At 73.4% G+C, this 19,216-nt stretch carries 13 protein-coding genes and 2 pseudogenes; 14 read left to right on the forward strand and 1 reads right to left on the reverse strand.

The annotated features are described in order from the left end of the window. Positions 1–96: 96 nt before the first annotated feature. Positions 97–708, forward strand: a complete 612-nt coding sequence (locus QI554_RS14880) for an LppU/SCO3897 family protein (RefSeq protein WP_281470161.1) — start codon at positions 97–99, stop codon at positions 706–708. Positions 709–771: 63 nt separating this feature from the next. On the opposite strand, the gene QI554_RS14885 is transcribed toward QI554_RS14880, so the two are convergent. Next, entirely contained in the window at positions 772–1,554 is a 783-nt protein-coding gene (locus QI554_RS14885; protein WP_281470163.1) for a FadR/GntR family transcriptional regulator, read from the reverse strand. Between the two features lie 157 nt (positions 1,555–1,711). Between QI554_RS14885 and QI554_RS14890 the strand changes: the two genes are divergently transcribed. The 13 genes and pseudogenes from QI554_RS14890 to QI554_RS14950 all read left to right on the forward strand — a co-directional run bounded on the left by QI554_RS14890 (position 1,712) and on the right by QI554_RS14950 (position 19,099). Beyond that, positions 1,712–3,070, forward strand: coding sequence for a glutamine synthetase family protein (locus tag QI554_RS14890; protein WP_281470165.1), 1,359 nt, complete (start codon positions 1,712–1,714; stop codon positions 3,068–3,070). 66 nt (positions 3,071–3,136) lie between these two features. Next, the gene (locus QI554_RS14895) at positions 3,137–4,504 is read left to right on the forward strand and encodes an aldehyde dehydrogenase family protein (protein WP_281470167.1); all 1,368 of its coding nucleotides are present in this window, start codon (positions 3,137–3,139) and stop codon (positions 4,502–4,504) included. 69 nt (positions 4,505–4,573) lie between these two features. Beyond that, positions 4,574–5,338, forward strand: a complete 765-nt coding sequence (locus QI554_RS14900) for a 3-oxoacyl-ACP reductase (protein WP_281470169.1) — start codon at positions 4,574–4,576, stop codon at positions 5,336–5,338. A 276-nt stretch (positions 5,339–5,614) separates the two neighbouring features. Then, positions 5,615–6,406, forward strand: coding sequence for a gamma-glutamyl-gamma-aminobutyrate hydrolase family protein (locus QI554_RS14905; protein ID WP_281470171.1), 792 nt, complete (start codon positions 5,615–5,617; stop codon positions 6,404–6,406). Between the two features lie 138 nt (positions 6,407–6,544). Then, positions 6,545–7,396, forward strand: a complete 852-nt coding sequence (locus tag QI554_RS14910; protein ID WP_281470173.1) for a lysoplasmalogenase family protein — start codon at positions 6,545–6,547, stop codon at positions 7,394–7,396. 239 nt (positions 7,397–7,635) lie between these two features. Beyond that, positions 7,636–10,518, forward strand: coding sequence for a leucine--tRNA ligase (leuS, locus tag QI554_RS14915; protein ID WP_281470175.1), 2,883 nt, complete (start codon positions 7,636–7,638; stop codon positions 10,516–10,518). A gap of 290 nt (positions 10,519–10,808) precedes the next feature. Continuing rightward, positions 10,809–11,387 (forward strand): hypothetical protein, encoded by a 579-nt coding sequence (locus QI554_RS14920; protein WP_281470176.1) that lies wholly within the window; start codon positions 10,809–10,811, stop codon positions 11,385–11,387. A 133-nt stretch (positions 11,388–11,520) separates the two neighbouring features. After that, positions 11,521–12,366: a DegV family protein gene (locus tag QI554_RS14925; RefSeq protein ID WP_281470178.1), complete on the forward strand. Its 846-nt coding sequence runs from the start codon at positions 11,521–11,523 to the stop codon at positions 12,364–12,366. Between the two features lie 424 nt (positions 12,367–12,790). Further along, on the forward strand, positions 12,791–13,771 hold the full coding sequence (locus QI554_RS14930; protein ID WP_281470180.1) for a ComEA family DNA-binding protein: 981 nt from the start codon (positions 12,791–12,793) through the stop codon (positions 13,769–13,771). Positions 13,772–14,463: 692 nt separating this feature from the next. Further along, positions 14,464–15,930: pseudogene (locus QI554_RS14935) on the forward strand (ComEC/Rec2 family competence protein); the annotation flags it as partial. Positions 15,931–16,366: 436 nt separating this feature from the next. Beyond that, positions 16,367–16,495, forward strand: a pseudogene (locus QI554_RS14940) (SDR family oxidoreductase); the annotation flags it as partial. Between the two features lie 384 nt (positions 16,496–16,879). Beyond that, complete coding sequence (gene holA, locus QI554_RS14945) at positions 16,880–17,857, forward strand: DNA polymerase III subunit delta (protein WP_281470182.1); 978 nt, start codon at positions 16,880–16,882, stop codon at positions 17,855–17,857. 651 nt (positions 17,858–18,508) lie between these two features. Continuing rightward, the gene (locus tag QI554_RS14950; RefSeq protein WP_281470184.1) at positions 18,509–19,099 is read left to right on the forward strand and encodes a hypothetical protein; all 591 of its coding nucleotides are present in this window, start codon (positions 18,509–18,511) and stop codon (positions 19,097–19,099) included. Positions 19,100–19,216 lie beyond the last annotated feature (117 nt).

A 19,216-nucleotide genomic window follows, 5' to 3' on the forward strand; every position in this document is an offset into this window, starting at 1 on the left:
GAAGCGTCGTCGGGACCCCCAAGTGAACGTCGTGGACGACTTTTCCGTGTCCTGGACAGCGCCTCGTGGGGCGCTCGACGACTTGGGGGGCACACAATGAGCAATCCGATGGGCGGCTGGCCGCAGGGTGGGCAGCAGCCGCAGGGTGGGCAGGCGTACGGTCAGCCGCAGCAGCCCGGTTGGGGTGCGCCGCAGGGTGGGGCCGGCGGGTATCCGGGGCAGGTGCCCGGGGGCTTCCCCGGCGGGGTGCCGGTGCCGCCGCGTCGGCGTGGCCGCAGGGTCGCCGTCGTCGTGGGTGTGATCGTGGCGGTCCTGGTCGTCCTCGGTGTGGTCGGCTACCTGACGAAGAAGGACGACGCGACCGACGCGAAGGTCGGCGACTGCCTCAGCCAGTGGAGCGGCGTGATCACCGTCAGCCAGATGCCCGACATCGTGGACTGCGGTACGGACAAGGCGCGGTGGAAGGTCGCCTCGCGGCACGACGACACGACCGACACGAAGCTGTGCACGAGCGAGGCGGACGCCAAGGGCGTCATCTCGGCCCTGTACTGGTCGGGGAGCGGCAAGAAAGCCGTGCTGTGCCTGGCGATGACGCCGGCCACGACGTACCAGGACGTCACCGGGATCGGCATCACGCCGTTCGGCTTCAACGAGCAGGCGTTCCAGCAGCTCAAGGAGCAGTCGCTGAAGGCGTCGGGCCAGAAGTAGCCGGCCCGGAGCGACGCGCCCGGCTCCGTGGCTTCGGGGCCGGGCGCGTCGGTCGTTCCGGGGTCAGCCGAGGAAGCCGCGGAGCAACGCCGCGGTGCCGTCGAGGTGTTCGATCACGGCGAGGCGGGCCGCGTCCGGATCGCCGTCGAGGACGGCGGCCACGATCGCCTGGTGCTGCACCGCGCTGTGCTCGATGTTGCGGGACAGCACCGGGATGGCGTTCAGCAGGTCGTTGAGCCGCATGCGCACGTCGGCCGCGGCCGCGGTGAGCGAGGACGATCCGGCCAGTTCGGCGAGCGTGAGGTGGAAGGCGGTGTCGAGCCGCCGGTAGTCCTCGGGCGCCGCCGTGTCGACGGCCGCCAGCCTCGACAGCAGCAGTTCGCGCTGCGTGTCGGTCAGGCCGCGCGCCGCGAGCACCTGGACCGCGCCCACCTCGAGGACCTGCCGGAACGTCAGCGCGTCGTCCAGGGCCGGCCCCATGTCCTCGGCGCGCCGCCGGGCCTCGCCGGGCTCGGGGGCGGGCGGGGGGCCGGTGACGAACGTGCCGCCGAACCGGCCGCGCCGCACCTCGACCTGTCCGGCCTGCTGGAGCGCGCGCAATGCCTCGCGCAGCGTGATGCGGCTGACGCCGAGCCGCGCGGCGAGGTCGCGTTCGGCGGGGAAGCGCGCGCCCGGCGGCACGACGCCGAGCTTGATGGCGGCCATCAGCCGCTCGACGGTCTCCTCGAAGGCGTTGCCCGCCCGTACGGGCCGCAGCACGGCCTCGGCCGTCGGATCGTTCCAGCCGGGAAACTCCCGGGACTCGGAAGCACGTTCGTCGGCACGTTCGTCGGCGTCAGCCGGCATGTGGCCCACCCCCTTCGCAGCGTCCGCGTTCCGGCACGGGAAAATCTTTCCTCAGATCAATGGACTGATGTTAGACCAATGAGATTGGATAGCCCGGGAACGACCGTACGAGCATGACGGACGACGGGAGAACGGTGTGACCCAGGGGAGGGCGGCGATGGCAGCAGGCCAGCCGTACGACGTGGACCGGCTCCGCACCCAGATCGCGGACGGCGTCATCGACACCGTCCTGGTCGCCTTCACCGACATGCAGGGCCGGCTGCAAGGCAAACGCCTCTCGGCGCGCTACTTCATGGAGGAAGTCCTCAGCCACAACACCGAGGGCTGCAACTACCTCCTCGCCGTCGACATCGACATGAACACCGTCGACGGCTACGCGATGAGCTCCTGGGAGAAGGGCTACGGCGACTTCGTCCTGGTCTCCGACCTCAGCACGCTGCGCCCCGTGCCGTGGAACGACGGCACCGCGATGGTGCTCGCCGACCTCGCGTGGGAGGACGGCACCCCCGTCGTCGCGTCCCCGCGCCAGATCCTCAAGGCCCAGACCGACCGCCTCGCCGCCCTCGGGCAGCGCGCCATGGTCGGCACCGAGCTCGAGTTCGTGGTCTACCGCGACACGTTCGAGCAGGCGTGGAGCCGCGGCTACCGCGACCTCACCCCGGCCAACCAGTACAACGTCGACTACAGCGTGCTGGGCACCGCCCGCATCGAGCCGCTGCTGCGCCGCATCCGCAACGAGATGACCGACGCCGGCATGTACGTCGAGTCGGCCAAGGGCGAGTGCAACCTCGGCCAGCACGAGATCGCCTTCCGGTACGCCGAGGCCGTCGCCACCTGCGACAACCACAGCATCTACAAGAACGGCGCCAAGGAGATCGCCGCGCAGGAGGGCATGAGCCTGACCTTCATGGCCAAGCCGAACCAGCGCGAGGGCAACTCCTGCCACATCCACCTGTCGCTGCGCACCGACACGGCGCCGGTGCTCGCGGGCGACGGCCCGTTCGGGCTGTCGAAGACCGGTGAGCACTTCCTCGCCGGGCAGCTCGCCACCCTGCGCGAGTTCACCCTGCTGTACGCGCCGAACATCAACTCCTACAAGCGCTTCCAGCCCGGCACGTTCGCGCCGACCGCCGTGCAGTGGGGCGTCGACAACCGCACGTGCGCGCTGCGCCTCGTCGGCCACGGCCAGTCGCTGCGCGTCGAGAACCGGGTGCCGGGCGGCGACGTCAACCCGTACCTCGCGGTGGCCGGCATGATCGCCGCCGGGCAGTACGGCATCGAGAACGAACTGCCGCTCATCGCACCGCAGACCGGCAACGCGTACACCTCGGGCGCCGAGACCGTTCCGACCACGCTGCGCGAAGCCCTCGACCTGTGGGAGAAGAGCGAGCTCGCCCGGACCGTGTTCGGCGAGGAGGTGCACGCGCACTACGCGAACGCCGCCAAGGTCGAACTCGCCGCGTACGAGGCCGCCGTCACCGACTGGGAGCTCTTCCGCGGCTTCGAGCGCATGTAGCCGCCCGCTCCCGCAGCGCTTCCGCGGCACCCCGTGCCGTACCACCAGACACGAGAAAGGGCCGCGATGGCCGACGACGTCTTCGACGTGATCAACCCCGCGACCGAGGAGCTGGTCGCCTCCGTGCCGATGGCGGACGCCGACGAGGTCGACCGCGCGGTGCGCAAGGCCGCGGCCGCGTACCCCGCCTGGCGGGCCGTCAGCCCCGGCGACCGCGCGCGCCTGCTGCGCCGCTTCGCCGAGGTCGTCGACGCGCACACCGACGAACTGGCCGCGCTGGAGATCGCCGAGGCCGGGCATCCGGTCGGCAACGCGCGGTGGGAGGTCGGCAACCTCCGCGACGTCCTGCACTACTACGCGGGCGCCCCCGAGCGCCTGACGGGCCGCCAGATCCCGGTCCCGGGCGGCGTCGACGTCACGTTCCAGGAGCCGCTCGGGGTCGTCGGCCTGATCGTGCCGTGGAACTTCCCGCTGCCGATCCTCGGCTGGGGCCTCGCCCCGGCGCTCGCCGCGGGCAACACGGTCGTCGCCAAGCCGGCCGAGCTGACCCCGCTGACGGCGGTGCGGGTCGCCGAACTCGCCCTGGAGGCGGGCCTGCCGGAGGGCGTCTTCCAGGTGCTGCCGGGCCGCGGCGCGGTGGCCGGGCGCGCGCTCGTCGACCACCCGGACGTCCGCAAGATCGTGTTCACCGGGTCGACCGCGGTCGGCAAGGAGATCATGGCGCGTGCCGCCGGCACGATGAAGCGCGTCACGCTCGAACTCGGCGGCAAGAGCGCCAACATCGTGTTCGCCGACGCCGACCTGGAGAAGGCCGCCGCGGCCGCCCCCATGTCGTTCTGCGACAACACCGGGCAGGACTGCTGCGCCCGCAGCCGCATCCTCGTGCAGCGCGACGTGCTCGACCGCTTCCTCGAACTGCTCGAGCCGCACATCCTCGCGGTCAAGGCCGGCGACCCCAACGACCCCGCGACCGAGATGGGGCCGCTGGTCTCGGCGGGCCAGCTCGAGCGGGTGCGCGGCTACGTCCCTGAGGACGCGCCGGTCGCGATCCGCGGCACCGCGCCGCAGGGCAAGGGCTTCTGGTACCCGGCGACGGTCCTCACCCCGGCCGACCCGCTGGACCGCACCGTCACCGACGAGATCTTCGGCCCGGTGACCGCGGTCATCCCGTTCGAGGACGAGGACGACGCGGTGCGCATCGCCAACGCCACCGCGTACGGCCTGGCCGGCTCCCTGTGGACCCGCGACGTGGGCCGCGCGCTGCGCGTCAGCCGCGGCGTCGAGGCCGGCAACCTGTCCGTCAACTCGCACTCCTCGGTGCGCTACTGGACGCCCTTCGGCGGCTTCAAGCAGTCCGGCCTCGGCCGCGAGCTCGGCCCCGACGCGCTGTCCGCGTTCACCGAGACCAAGAACGTGTTCATCGCGAACGACTGACCCATTGGCACACCAGCCCAGCACCAGCCCAGCACCCGCTCGGCACCAGCACCGTGGAGGACTGACCAAGTGAAGCGTTTCGAAGGCCGTACGGCCGTCATCACCGGCGCCGGCAGCGGCATCGGGCTCGCCACCGCGAAGCGCCTCGCGTCCGAGGGCGCCAACGTGGTGTGCGTCGACATCGACGAGACGGCCGGCAAGGCGGCCGCCGACGCGGTCGGCGGCCTGTACGTCAAGGCCGACGTCACCGACGAGGCCGACGTCGAGGCCATGTACCAGGCTGCGTTCGACGCCTACGGCTCGGTCGACGTCGCGTTCAACAACGCCGGCATCTCGCCGCCCGACGACGACTCCATCCTCACCACCGGCATCGACGCCTGGCGCCGCGTGCAGGAGGTCAACCTGACCTCGGTGTACCTGTGCTGCAAGTACGCCATCCCCTACATGCAGCGCCAGGGCAAGGGCTCGATCGTCAACACCGCGTCGTTCGTGGCCCGCATGGGCGCCGCGACGTCGCAGATCTCGTACACCGCGTCCAAGGGCGGCGTGCTCGCGATGTCCCGCGAGCTGGGCGTGCAGTTCGCCCGCGAGGGCATCCGCGTCAACGCGCTCTGCCCTGGGCCGGTCAACACGCCGCTGCTCCAGGAGCTGTTCGCGAAGGACCCCGAGCGGGCCGCGCGCCGTCTGGTGCACATCCCGACCGGCCGCTTCGCCGAGGCCGACGAGATCGCCGCGGCGGTCGCGTTCCTCGCCTCCGACGACGCGTCCTTCATCACGGCCGCCGAGTTCCTCGTGGACGGCGGCATCTCGGGGGCGTACGTCACCCCCGTGTAAGCGGCACGCGGGCCGGGTTCGCGTCCGGCCCGCGACGACGAGGGGCAGGCCCGGGCCCGTAGGGGGGATCCGCGCCTGCCCCTCGCCGCCGGCCTTGCGCCGGGCGGCGGCCGGAACCCACCCCCGTGCCACCGCCCGGCGGCGAGCCGCGCGTGACGAACAACGCGTGCGGCGCCGACACATACGTTTCTATATCCGCTCATACTTGCCCGTATTGGCGAGCGCCCCGTGCCCGCCCGTCCCCACCGCACGACCGTCAGACAGGTGGTTTCGCGCATGTCCCGTCCCGTCATCGGCATCACCGTCTACAGCGAGCAGGCGAAGTGGGCCGCGTGGGACGTCCAGGCGACGTTGCTGCCCCAGGCGTACGTCGACCGCGTCGCGGCGGCGGGCGGCCTGCCCGTGCTGCTGCCGTCGGTGCCCGACATCGCCGAGGCGCTCGACCGGATCGACGGACTGGTCGTCGCGGGCGGCGGCGACGTCGACCCCGCGCGCTACCGCAGCGCGGCGCACGAGCTGACCGGCTGGGTGCGCCCCGCGCGCGACACCGCGGAGTTCGCGCTCGCCGAAGGCGCCCTCGCGCGCCGCATGCCGGTGCTCGGGATCTGCCGCGGCCTCCAGGTCCTCAACGTGCTGCGCGGCGGCACGCTCGTTCAGCACCTGCCCGACCGGCTCGGCGACACCCGGCACGCGCCCGCGCCCGGGCAGTACGGTCGGCACGCCGTCACGCTGGTCGACGGCAGCCGCACCGCGCAGCTGTACGGCCGCACCGAGATCGACGTCGCGACCTACCACCACCAGGCCGTCGACTCACTCGGCGCCGGCCTCGTGGTCACCGGGCGCGCGCCGGACGGGACCGTCGAGGCGGTCGAGCTGCCCGGCCAGCCGTTCGCGGTCGCCGTGCAGTGGCACCCGGAGGTCGACCCCGACCTGTCGCCGTTCACCGGGCTGGTCGCCGCCGCGACCGCGTGGGCGCACACCGGCGCGGAGCCGGGAACAGAGGAGCGCACGCCGGTCGACGCGACCGCCGCGGGCGCCCAACCGGCCGGAGCGGCCGCCGCGGTGTGAGCCCCCGCGCGCCGTCCGGAACCGGCCACGCACGCCCCTGACGCGAAGACGCGGCCCGGACTCAGGCGCATCACGGTTGCGTGACGTACCGCCCGGAGAGGCGAATTCACCGGTTACCACTCAGTATGGTCGCCGATCATGACCCCCCTCGCGTGGACCCTGCTCGCGGTGGCCGCCGTCCTGGCGGTCGTCGACTGGGTCGCGCTCGCCCGCGTGGACGTGGGCACCGCGCTGCGGCTCCGCTCCGGGGCGGCCGGCGGGGGACGGGTCGCCGGGGCATCCGAAGGCGCGGGCGGCGGGGCGTCGCTCGCGGCGTACGCGGACACGGGGCACACCGACGCCGGGCCGGGGGAGACCGGCTACGCCGAGGCCGGGTACGCGCCGCCGCCGGGTTACGAGGAGGCCGTCTACGTCGGCCCCGACGACCTGGCGCGCGCCTCGCGCACCGACCGCCGCACCAGACCCGCGGTCACCCTCGCCCTGATCGCGTTCGCCGCCGTCGTCCAGCCGGCCAGCCGCGCCGAACAGGCGGCCTTCCTCGCGGCACTCGTGCTGTCGCTCGCCCGCGACCTGATATCCCCCGACGGCAACCGGTGGTTCCCCGCGGCGGTCACCGTCTCGCTGGGCGCGCACATCGCCTACATCGTCGGCTTCCAGCAGGTCGGGTGGTCCTGGCTGTGGGCCGCGGCGGGGATCGTGGTCGTGCTGGTCGCCGCGCTCGCGTACGCGGTCCGGCTCGTCCTCGGCGCCCGCGCGGCCGAACCGGCGCTCACCGTCCCGGTCGTGCTCTACGTCGGAGTGCTGTCCGTGATGGTCGTCGCCGCCTCCGCCACCGGGCAGCCCACCGCCGTCGCGGGCGCGTTCCTCTACTACTGCGCGGACGCGGTCGCCGGCTGGAACCGCTTCCGCGAACCGACGCCCTACGCGCGCGCCACCATTGCCGTCGCCTACCACCTCGCGCGGGTGCTGCTCGTGGTCTCGCTGCTGTGAACCCGCCAGGGGCGTCCCGCCCGGACCGGGATATCCCGAAGCCCCGCCCACCCGCTGCGGTACCCTGTCCCCATGCGTGCCGTACTGCTGCTTACCGGGCCGCGCTGAGCGGGCGGGCGAGACCAGGCTCTCGCCCACCTCGGCGCGGCGACCCCTCCTGAGCGAGGGGTTTTTGTATTTCCGGACAAGCCCCCGCAATAACGACGCGCCGACGTGTGCACCCAGGAGCCCTGAGGACGATGACCGAGACGACGCAGGCCGCCGAGCCGACCGAGCCCCACCGCTACACGGCCGCGATGGCCGGCGAGATCGAGCTGCGCTGGCAGGACCGCTGGGCGGAGGAGGGCACCTTCGAGGCGCCCAACCCGGCCGGTCCGCTGGCCGAGCCGGACAAGGTCGCGGGCCGCGAGAAGATGTTCGTGATGGACATGTTCCCGTACCCCTCGGGTGCGGGCCTGCACGTCGGCCACCCGCTGGGCTACATCGCGACCGACGTCTACTCCCGGTTCAAGCGCATGACCGGCTACAACGTGCTGCACACGCTGGGCTACGACGCCTTCGGCCTGCCCGCCGAGCAGTACGCGGTGCAGACGGGCACGCACCCGCGCGTCACCACCGAGGCGAACATCGCCAACATGCGGCGCCAGCTGCGCCGCCTGGGCCTGGGCCACGACCAGCGCCGCTCGATCGCGACGATCGACCCGGACTACTACCGCTGGACGCAGTGGATCTTCCTGCAGATCCGCAACTCCTGGTACGACACCGAGGCCGACGGCGGCGCCGGCCGCGCCCGCCCGATCGCCGAACTGGTCGAGCAGTTCGAGAAGGGCACCCGCGCGGTCCCCGGCGGCGGAGCGTGGGCCGACCTGTCCCGCGCCGAGCAGGCCAAGGTCGTCGACGGCTTCCGCCTGGCGTACCTGTCCGAGGCGCCGGTCAACTGGTGCCCGGGCCTGGGCACCGTGCTGGCGAACGAGGAGGTCACCGCCGAGGGGCGCAGCGAGCGTGGCAACTTCCCGGTCTTCAAGAGCAATCTGAAGCAGTGGATGATGCGCATCACCGCGTACTCCGACCGCCTGATCGACGACCTGGACGAGCTGGACTGGCCCGAGCCGGTCAAGCTGATGCAGCGCAACTGGATCGGCCGCTCCGAGGGCGCGCACATCGACTTCGCGTTCGACGGGCACGCCGACACCACCGTGCGGGTCTTCACGACGCGGCAGGACACGCTGTTCGGTGCGACGTACATGGTCCTGGCGCCCGAGCACGAGCTGGTCGGCTCCGTCGTCCCGGCGGCGTGGCCCGAGGGCACCCCCGAGGCGTGGAAGGGCGGCGCGGCGACGCCGGCCGAGGCGGTCGCGGCGTACCGCGCGCAGGCCGCCGCCAAGTCCGAGGTCGAACGGCAGACCGAGGGCAAGGACAAGACCGGCGTCTTCACCGGCGCGTACGCGGTCAACCCCGCGAGCGGCGCCCGCGTCCCGGTCTTCATCGCCGACTACGTGCTGGCCGGCTACGGCACCGGCGCGATCATGGCGGTCCCCGCGCACGACCACCGCGACTTCGAGTTCGCGCGCAAGTTCGACCTGCCGATGACCTGCGTCGTCGAGCCGGAGGACGGCCGCTCGACCGACCCGGCGACCTGGGACGACGCGTTCGACTCGAAGACCGCGAAGATCATCAACTCGGCGGCGGGCGACTTCAGCCTGAACGGCCTGGCGGTGCCCGACGCCAAGAAGGCGATGGACGCGCACCTGGCCGCCGAGGGCGTCGGCGCGCCGACGATCACCTACAAGCTGCGCGACTGGCTGTTCAGCCGGCAGCGCTACTGGGGCGAGCCGTTCCCGATCGTCTACGACGAGGACGGCGTCGCGCACGAGCTGCCCGAGTCGATGCTGCCCGTCGAACTGCCCGAGATCGACGACTACCGGCCGCGCACGTTCGACCCGAACGACGCCGACACGCAGCCCGAGACGCCGCTGTCGCGCCGCGAGGACTGGGTCACCGTCGAGCTGGACCTGGGCGACGGGCCGCGCACGTACCGCCGCGAGACCAACACCATGCCCAACTGGGCCGGTTCGTGCTGGTACGAGCTGCGCTACCTGGACCCGACCAACGACGCCGTGCTGGTCGACCCCGAGAACGAGCGCTACTGGATGGGCCCGCGCACCGAGGGCGCGTCGGGCGGCGTCGACCTGTACGTCGGCGGTGTCGAGCACGCGGTGCTGCACCTGCTGTACTCGCGCTTCTGGCACAAGGTGCTGTTCGACCTGGGCCACGTCTCGTCGTTCGAGCCGTTCCACCGCCTGGTCAACCAGGGCTACATCCAGGCGTTCGCCTACACCGACTCGCGCGGCGTGTACGTGCAGGCCGACGAGGTCACCGAGGAGGACGGCAAGTTCTTCCACGGCGGCCAGGAGGTCAAGCGCGAGTACGGCAAGATGGGCAAGTCGCTGAAGAACTCGGTCACCCCCGAGCAGATGTGCGACGAGTACGGCGCCGACACGCTGCGCCTGTACGAGATGTCCATGGGCCCGCTGGAGATGTCGCGCCCCTGGGAGACCCGCGCGGTCGTCGGCTCGTACCGCTTCCTGCAGCGGCTGTGGCGCAACATCGTCGACGAGGGCACCGGCCTGCCGCGCGTCTCCGACGCCGAGCCGGACGAGGCGACGCTGCGCGCGCTGCACAAGACCATCGACGGCATGCGCCGCGACCTGGACGGCATGCGGTTCAACACCGCCATCGCCAAGGCCATCGAGCTGAACAACCAGCTGACCAGGCTGGACGCGGTGCCGCGCGGCGTCGCCGAGCAGCTGGTGCTGATGGTCGCGCCGCTGGTGCCGCACATCGCCGAGGAGCTGTGGGCCCAGCTGGGCCACGAGGGCTCGCTGGCGCACCTCGACTACCCGGAGGCGGACCCGGCCTATCTGGTCGACGACACCGTCACCTGCGTCGTGCAGATCAAGGGCAAGGTCAAGGCCCGCCTGGAGGTCCCGCCCGCGATCGGCGAGGACGACCTGCGCGAACTGGCGCTGGCCGACCCGACGGTGCAGGCGGCGCTGGACGGCGCGGGTGTACGCATGGTGATCGTGCGGGCACCGAAACTGGTCAACATCGTCCCGAGCTGATCGGACACGCTGCGGGGTCCGCCCCGGTCTCCGGACCGGTGCGGGCCCCGCGGCGTACCCGCCCGGGTTGCCCTCGGTGTCGACTGTTCGCGTGATTCCCGGGCAGTCGGGGCGGTGGAGCGACCGGCCGTTTCCACGCGGTGTCCGGTCGATTTCCGCGCTGTGACGGATCGCCCGGGAACGGGGGGATTTCGTCCGGCGTGAACGCCTGGCCGCCATACGGCGCTAGTGTTGGAATTCGCAGGTGGCGACCTGGGAGGAGACCAACCGTGTCACTCGCCTCCGATGGTATGCAGGCCGTCGCACTCGTGCTGGGCGCCGGGGTCGCGGCCCTGCTCGTCTTCATCGGTGTGGTGGTGATCTTCGCGGTGGTGGTACGGCGGTCGGTACGGCGCCGGATCGAGCGGCACGCCCCGCGGCTGCGCGGGCTGGTCGACGACGCCGCCTCGCGGGCCCGCGGCTACACCAGGATGGGCGGCGCGGGCGAGGCGGCCCGGCTGCGCAACGCCCTGCGACGGTCCCTCGAACACACCCGGCGCGTGCTCGACGCGGGATACACGCGCGACGCGCAACTCTCCGAGGCTTTGCGGCTGCTCGACCGGCTCGAACGGCTCGCCGACGGCCTCGACACCGACCTGCGGATGCTCGAACGCGAGCCCGACCCGGCGCGCGTCGCCCGTGAGCTTCCGGTACTGCGGGAGCGCGCCGAGCGCGTCCAGCACGCGGCGGGGTCGCTGCGCTGGGCGGCGCAGGACCGCGAGCGGGCGTTCGAACGCGACGAGCTGGACCGGCTCGGCCGCGATGTCGAGAACGAGGTCTCGGCGCTCCGCGAAGCGGCGCAGTCGGCCAAGGAGGCGCTCGGGCCGTGAGCCGGGGCCGGGCTGATCCGGTCACGAAACGCCGAAACGGGGCACGAAGGCGTGCCCGGCGGCGGGGCCGACACCCGGGCACGACCGGCTTTCTTCGTTCCTTGTCCCTTCGCCGACGGGTAGCTTCAGCCCTATGACGACCGAAGTCGCGATCGTTACCGATTCCACGGCCTACCTGCCCGACCAGGTCGTCGAGCGGCACGGCATCGTCGTGGTCCCGCTCAAGGTCGTGCTGCGCGGCCGGCCGCTCGACGACGGGACCGAGGCCACACCGGCCGGACTCGCCGAAGCGCTGCGCCAGAAGCGCGTGGTGACGACGTCGCGGCCGGCGCCCGAGACGTTCGCGGAGACATACCGGCGCATCGCCGACGAGGGTGCCCGCGAGATCGTGTCCGTCCACCTCTCGGCCGAACTCTCCGGCACCTACGAGGCCGCACTGCTCGCCGCACGCGAATCGCCCGTCCCGGTACGGGTCGTCGACTCGCGGACCCTGGCGATGGCGATGGGCTTCCCGGTCCTGACCGCGGCGGAGGCGGTCGCGGACGGGGCCTCGGCGGAAGAAGCGGCCGCGGCGGCCGAGAAGCGTGCGGCGGCCACCCACGGGTTCTTCTACGTCGACACCCTCGAATACCTGCGCCGAGGCGGCCGCATCGGCGCCGCGGCGGCCCTGATGGGGGCCGCACTGGCGGTCAAACCGCTCCTCTACGTCTCCGACGGCCGCGTCGCCCCACTGGAAAAGGTCCGCACGGCGGCCAAGGCGATCAGCCGCCTCGAAGAAATCGCCATCGAAGCCGCCGGCGACGACCCGGTCGACATCGCCGTCCACCACCTGGCCAGCCCGGAACGCGCCGAGGCTTTGGCGGACCGGCTGAAGGACCGGCTGCCGCTGCTGGATCAGATGTACGCGAGCGAGGTCGGCGCGGTGATCGGAGCGCATGCGGGGCCGGGGTTGCTGGCTGTGGTGGTGTCGCCGAAGTAGGGCGGGGAGCGGGCGGGTTGGCCGCCCGAGGCCGTGCACCCGCCGTTGTTCTCGTGCCTGCGTGCGTTCCCGCGCCTGCTCAGGGCACGTCGCAATCCCCGGGCGCATCTCTCCCACGCCCACGGTTGTTCCTGTTCCTGTTCCTGTGCCCGTGCCTGCGCCGAGCTCGGCGAGGGCCCTGGCGCTCGTCGTTGCTTCGTCACGCGTTCCTGCTCTTGCGTGTGCACCCCCGTGCCCGCGCTCGCCCCTGCGTGCGCTTCCGCGCCCACCACCGCAACTCCGCGTGCGTCGGCGCGGGTTTCCGCTCCGTGTGCCGGGCAGCCGTCGTCCACAGGTGGCTTGCGCGCCTGCGGCTTTTCCACAGATTTGGTCCTCGCGGGGCTTCTCGTCATTTCGCGCCGCGGGCCGGGCCTAGCTTCGATGCATGACGAATTCCGCGACGCCGCCCACGCTTTCCCGCCTCGCCGCGCTGTTTCCGCCGACGACTCCGGCGACCGGGGCCGCCGAGCCCGGTCAGCCCGTCGGGCCCGGGGTCCCGCCGCCGCGGCATCCGTCCGTTGTCGACCCGGCCTCGGTCGACTCGGCGTACTCCCTTTCGGATGGGCATCCACCGCCCGAGGCCCCGTGGGTTCCGCCACCTGAGCGGTCTTCCGTCGAGGACGAGCCGGTTCCGCTCGCGACGGGGGAGCGGCTCGTCGGTGCGTTGTCCGATCGGATTCCGCCGGGCGTCAAGGCACTTCGGGTGGGTGTGGACCGCCGCGCCGTCTTCGCCGTCGCCGTCCTCGCACTCCTCGCCGTCGTGCTCGCGGTCGTCGGATGGTGGCAGGCGCGGCCGCACGAGGTCGCCGTGCCGCCGCCGGTCGCCGCCTCCTCCTCCGGCGTTCCGTCCACCGCCGCGAAGGCGGCCTGGCACGGCGCTTCGTCGGCGGCCGAGCCCTCACCCGTCGGGCCTCCGGCCTCGTCGGCGGGCGGGCCCGTCGCGGTCCACGTCGTCGGTCACGTCGCCCGGTCGGGGCTCTTCACGTTGCCCGCCGGCTCCCGGGTCGACGACGCGCTGAAGGCCGCCGGCGGCGTGCTCCCCGGCACCGACCTGAGCACGCTCAACCTCGCCCGCCAGCTCACCGACGGCGAGCAGATCCCCGTCGGCGTCCCGGGCGCGACCCCGCCGTTTGCCGCCGCGCCCGGGCGTTCCGGGGCGGCCGCCGATCCGCGCGCCGTCGTCGACCTGAACACCGCCACCGTCGAGCAGCTCGAAGCGCTGCCCGGCATCGGCCCGGTCATGGCGGCCCACATCCTCGACTGGCGCCGCGACCACGGCAGGTTCTCGTCGGTCGACCAGCTCCGCGAGATCCGCGGTATCGGCGAACGCCGGCTCCAGGACCTGCGCCCGAGGGTCCGGGTATGAACGCGACCGGCGGCACCGCCGCCCGCACCCCCGCGGCTTCACCACCCGCCGCCGTCGATCTCCGCCTCCTGCCAGGGGCGTTCGCCGCCTGGGGTGCCGCATGGTCCGCGCCCGTCGCCCCACCCGCCGTCACCTGGTCCGTCGCCGCCGGCTGCACGGTCGGTGCGATCGTCCTCGTCGTCCGCGAACGCCCGGGTGCCGTCCGTGCCCCCTCCCGTCGGCGCGCGGTGCACGCGACGGTGGCCGTGGCGCTGCTGTGCTGCGCGGCCGGGGGAGCCGCCGCCGCACTCCAGGTCTCCGGTGAACGCACCGGCCCGATCCCGGATCTGGCGAGCCGCGGTGCCGCCGCCACGGTCCGGCTGACGGTCGTCGACGACCCGGTACCGGTCGCCGCCAAGGCTCCCGGCGGAGTTTCCGCGGCGCTACGGATCGGCGTCCGCGTCGACCGCGTCACCCCTGCCCCATCGCGAGCCGCCACCCGCACGCGAACTCCCGTAACCCTCCTGGTCAGCGGGCCCGCCGTAGGCGCGTGGGCGCGGCTGCTGCCGTCGACGACGCTCGACACCACCGGCCGATTCGCGCCGCCCAGACCCGGGGCGCAGAGCGTCGCCGTGTTCCGCACCGAAGCCGCGCCGCGCGTCGTGTCGGAGCCCGCCGCCTATCAGCGTTGGGCGGGGCGGCTGCGCGACCGCATGCGTGCGGCGTGCGCGGGGCTGCCCGCCGAGGCGCGGGGGCTGCTGCCGGGCCTGGTCATCGGCGACACCGGCGGCATCGCCCCGGACCTGGCGGCGGATTTCAAAACCGCCGAGCTCACCCACCTCGTCGCCGTCAGCGGAACCAACATCACGATCCTGCTCGGCGCCTCGCTGTTCGTGCTCCGGATCGGCGGAGTGCGGGGCCGACTGCTGCCGGTCCTCGGCACCGGCGCCGTGCTCGCTTTCGTCGTGCTGGCCCGGCCCCAGCCGAGCGTGCTGCGGGCCGCCGTCATGGGCCTGGTGACGCTGGCCGCGCTGTTCGGCGGGCGCCGACGGCACGCGCCGTCGGCCCTGTGTGCGGCGGCCCTCGTGCTCCTTCTGCTCGACCCGGGGCTGGCCCGCAGCTTCGGCTTCGCGCTGTCCGTCCTGGCCACCGGCGCGCTGCTGCTGCTCGCGCCGCGCTGGTCCGACGCCCTGGTGCGGCGCGGATGGCCGCACAAGCTCGCGGTGGCCGTCGCGGTGCCGTGTGCCGCGCAGGCCGTCTGCGGTCCCGTCGTCGTCATGTTCACCGAGCGGGTCAGCCTCGTCGCCGTCCCGTGCAACCTGCTCGCCGAACTGGCCGTCGCACCCGCCACGGTGCTGGGCTTCCTGGTCCTGCTCACCGCCGCCGTGTGGCTGCCGCTCGCCGCCCTGCTCGCCCACCTCGCCGCGCTGCCGGTCGCCTGGATCGTCGCGGTCGCCCGCACCGGCGCGGCACTGCCCGGCGCCACGATCGGCTGGCCCGGCGGCCTGTGGGGCGGACTGGCGCTCGCCGTCGCCACCGCGGCCCTCGTCCCGGTCGCCCGGGTGCTGATCCGCCGACCGCTGCCGCTGTGCGCGGCGGCCGCCGTCCTGTGCGCCGCGTTGCTGCGTCCCGCCGCGCTCGTCCGCCCGCTCACGGGCTGGCCGCCACCGGGCTGGGTGCTCACCATGTGCGACGTCGGCCAGGGCGACGCGCTGGTCCTCAACGCGGGGCACCGGTCGGGCATCCTCGTCGACGCCGGGCCGGACCCGGGGGCCGTCGACCGCTGCCTCCGCGAACTCTCCGTCGACCGGCTGCCGTTGGTCCTGCTCACGCACTTCCACGCCGACCACGTCGAGGGCCTGCCGGGGGCGTTGGGCGGACGCTCCGTCGGGGCGGTGGAGACCACGCCGATCACCGAGCCGCCGGGCGAGGTGTCCCGGGTCCGGCGCTGGACCGGCGCGGCGCACGTCCCGCTGCAGCCCGCGCCGTACGGCGAAGTCCGCTCCACCGGCGCGGGGTTGACCTGGCGCGTGCTGGCGCCCCGCGACCCGGACGCGGTCCGCCGCCAGCCGGGCTCGGTCCCCAACAACGCCAGCCTGGTGGTCCTCGCCCGTCTCGGCGGCCTCACCGCCCTGCTGACCGGCGACATCGAACCCGAGGCCCAGCACCTGCTCCGCGGTGAACTGTCCGGGACCACGGTCGACATCCTCAAGGTCCCGCACCACGGCTCGGCCCGTCAGGACCCGTCCCTGCTCCTGGGCCTCCACCCACGCGTCGCCCTCGTCTCCGTCGGCGCGGGCAACCGCTACGGTCACCCGGCGGCGTCGACCCTGGCCGTGCTCGCCCGCAGCGCCACCCGCACACCACGCACCGACCGCGACGGATCCGTGGCCCTGACCGGCACCACCCCCGCAACCCTCCACATCGCGACCCGTGGCCGCCACCGCGTCATCGCCCAAGGCCAACCCCCGCCGGCGATCCAGGCCTTGCCACCCCGCCGCAGAGCCCCGCCGACCGCGGGCTTCCAGGGCGTGCTCCAGTCCGTGCGCCGACAATCACGGGCTGTCGGCGCCAGCCGCGTTGTCGCCGTGGACGCGCCGATGGACACCGTCCGTCGCCGGCAGGGTCGGGCGTCCCGAGGAGGTCGCCGCGGCCGTGGCCTTCCTCGCCTCGTCCGACGCGTCCTACGTCAACGGCCAGGACCTCGTCGTCGACGGCGGGTTGTTCGGGGCTGTGCCCGCCTGACCACCTGACCGCCTGACCGCGTTCGTGAGGCGGCCCCGGGGCGGGGTACGGGCGCAATCGTTCCCCCGGCCCGGGGCCGTAGGCGCCCACGGGCGGATGCAACCGTGGCGTCGGCGGGGCCGACGCGCCGCCAGGGCGCCGGGCGGCACGGCGCGACGTGCCGCGGCGCTCCCAGGCCACGGCCGGCAACCGGCTCGCCGTACGACTGTCGCGTACGGCCCGGGCCCGTGGTTGGACGTCCGCGCCAGGCCGGTTGACGCTCCGTGCCGGATCGGCGACACGACAACAGCGACCTGACAGGCGCGAAGCGCGTCCGAACGTGAACATGCGTCGGCGAGCGGGCAGTGGCCTGAGCTGTCGCCGGAGCGTGCGATGCTGTGCGTGATGGCCAGGAAAGCTGCTGACGACCCGCTCGCCCCGGTGACCCTCGTGGTCGGCCCGGAGGAACTCCTCGTCGACCGGGCGGTGTCCGCGGTCACCCGCGCCGTGCGGGCCGAGGACCCCGAGGCCGACATCCGCGACCTCGCGCCGGGCGCCCTGCAGCCCGGCATGCTCACGGAGCTGACCAGCCCGTCGCTGTTCGGCGAGCGCAAGGTCATCGTCGTGCGCGCTGCCCACGACCTCGGCACCGACCTCGTCAATGAGCTCAAGGCGTACCTGGGCGCGCCCGCCGACGAAGTGGTGCTGGTGATCACGCACCTCGGCGGGCCCAAGGGCAAGGCCCTGCTCGACGCCGCCCGCAAAGCGGGTGCGCGCGAGGTCGCCTGTGCCAAGGTCACCAAGGCCGGCGACCGGCTGGCACTGGTCAAGACCGAGTTCCGCACCGCCGGTCGCTCGGTCACCGAGGACGCTGCCCGGGCCCTCGTCGAGGCCGTCGGCAACGACCTCCGCGAGCTCGCGGCCGCGTGCAGCCAGCTCGCCGCCGACACCGACGGCGTGATCGACGAGGAGATCGTCGCCCGCTACTACACGGGCCGCGCCGAGACCTCCAGCTTCGACGTCGCCGACAAGGCCGTCGAAGGCCGAGCGGCGGAGGCGCTGGAGCAGCTCCGCTGGGCCCTCTCCGTCGGCGTCGCCCCCGTGCTGGTGACGAGCGCGCTCGCACAAGGCGTCCGCAACATCGCCCGCCTAGGCGGCGCCCCCCGCGGCGCCCGCCCAGGAGACCTGGCCCGCGAACTCGGCATGCCCCCGTGGAAGCTCGACCGCGTCCGTCAACAGATGCGCGGGTGGACCCCGGACGGCATCGTGCGCGCCCTCCAAGCCGTCGCCGAAGCCGACGCCGCCGTCAAGGGCGGCGGCTCCGACCCGGCCTACGCCCTGGAGAAGGCCGTGGTCACCGTAGCCACCGTCCGAAACACCTGACCCCCGACGCGCCACCCGCGGACCTGCCGACGGCCGCCGTCGACGCGCGAGGGCCGGAGGACGCCGGATACCGCGCACCTGCCGCCGTCCGCGCCCGACAAGCCACAGAGTGCCCAACGGGGGGCCGGCCCCAGCGGAACACTCAGCACCAGCGACCGACTCGCCCCGCACGGGCCAGGCCTCGACGACACCGCACCGATCGACGACACCGGACCGATCGACGGCCCCGCATCGTCCGACGGCTTCGCAGGACCCGCCGGAGTGACGAGGCTGGAGGGGAGCGGATGCCCCTACGAGGGCGGATGCTCGGCCGCACGGCACCGATCGACGGCCCCGCTTCGTCCGACGGCTTCGTAGGACCCGCCGGAGTGACGAGGCTCGGGGGAGCGGATACCCCTATGAGGGCCGACGCTCGGCCGCACCGCGCCGCGCCGCGCCGATCGCCGCGTCGAGCATGAGGTCGGGCTGTGGCCCTCGTCGGACGCGAACGGGGTCAGGCCTCTGTCGCCGGGTGACTCGCACCCCGTGGCGGGGGCGGCACGTTGGGCTGGTTCGTGGTGTCGGCGGCCCGCTGGCGGCCAACTCTTCGGTCTCTGACGGGGTGTTGTTCCGAGCTGCCATGCTGTGCGCCGACTACGAGGGGAGTGGCTTGTGCGGCGGACCCAGCGGATATGGGTGGCAGGTGCGGCGGCGGGGGTGGTGCTGGTCGGGGTGACCGGGTGCGGGAGCGCGGGGGACAAGGCGGCCAAGCCGCCGAAGGAGCCGTGTGCGCAGGTGCTGCCTGCCGAGTTGGCCGCGCTCGGGGTGACGGGGCAGGGGCGGGCGCAGTCGACCGCGGCGATGGCGAGTGCGACGTCCGCGCAGTGCCTGTTCCAGGCCGCCACCGCGGGCGGGGCGTTCTTCGACATGCAGTGGAAGAGCTACGGCAAGACGACCACGCGGACCAACGGCAAGAAGAAGTCCACCAGCGGCACGGCGAACACGCAGCGCCAGTACGGCGTCGAGCGGGACGGTGCGACGCGGGCGGTGGGCCCGGCCGCGGCGCTCAGCGGTGTCGGAGACGAGGCGGTGGTGAGTGTGGCCCCGCCCGCGACGGCCTCGGCGGCGACGCAGGTGCGGGTGGTGGCGCGGGACGGCAAGAAGCTCGTGACCGTGGCGTACACCGGCTCCGTCAAGGACACCGCGAAGGTTCGGGACACGCTGCGGGCCGTCGCGGCCCGGCTGCTCGCCGCCAAGAGCTGACCGACGGCCGGCGGAGCGCTGAGCCCACGGCCTGCGCAACGCCGAGCGGTCGCCGGGTCGACGCCGGACAGCTGCCGAACAGCGCCCGGGCAGCTTCCGAGTACATGCGGGAACGCC

The sequence above is a fragment of the Yinghuangia seranimata genome (assembly GCF_029953285.1).
GTDB lineage: Bacteria > Actinomycetota > Actinomycetes > Streptomycetales > Streptomycetaceae > Yinghuangia > Yinghuangia seranimata.

Bases quoted from the DNA above. Each gene is read 5' to 3' on its own strand.
- QI554_RS14895 (WP_281470167.1), top strand. From the start codon at position 3,137: ATGGCCGACGACGTCTTCGACGTGATCAACCCCGCGACCGAGGAGCTG.
- QI554_RS14890 (WP_281470165.1), top strand. From the start codon at position 1,712: ATGGCAGCAGGCCAGCCGTACGACGTGGACCGGCTCCGCACCCAGATC.
- leuS (WP_281470175.1), top strand. From the start codon at position 7,636: ATGACCGAGACGACGCAGGCCGCCGAGCCGACCGAGCCCCACCGCTAC.
- QI554_RS14925 (WP_281470178.1), top strand. From the start codon at position 11,521: ATGACGACCGAAGTCGCGATCGTTACCGATTCCACGGCCTACCTGCCC.
- holA (WP_281470182.1), top strand. From the start codon at position 16,880: ATGGCCAGGAAAGCTGCTGACGACCCGCTCGCCCCGGTGACCCTCGTG.
- QI554_RS14930 (WP_281470180.1), top strand. From the start codon at position 12,791: ATGACGAATTCCGCGACGCCGCCCACGCTTTCCCGCCTCGCCGCGCTG.
- QI554_RS14905 (WP_281470171.1), top strand. From the start codon at position 5,615: ATGTCCCGTCCCGTCATCGGCATCACCGTCTACAGCGAGCAGGCGAAG.
- QI554_RS14885 (WP_281470163.1), bottom strand. From the start codon at position 1,554: ATGCCGGCTGACGCCGACGAACGTGCCGACGAACGTGCTTCCGAGTCC.
- QI554_RS14910 (WP_281470173.1), top strand. From the start codon at position 6,545: ATGACCCCCCTCGCGTGGACCCTGCTCGCGGTGGCCGCCGTCCTGGCG.
- QI554_RS14920 (WP_281470176.1), top strand. From the start codon at position 10,809: ATGCAGGCCGTCGCACTCGTGCTGGGCGCCGGGGTCGCGGCCCTGCTC.
- QI554_RS14880 (WP_281470161.1), top strand. From the start codon at position 97: ATGAGCAATCCGATGGGCGGCTGGCCGCAGGGTGGGCAGCAGCCGCAG.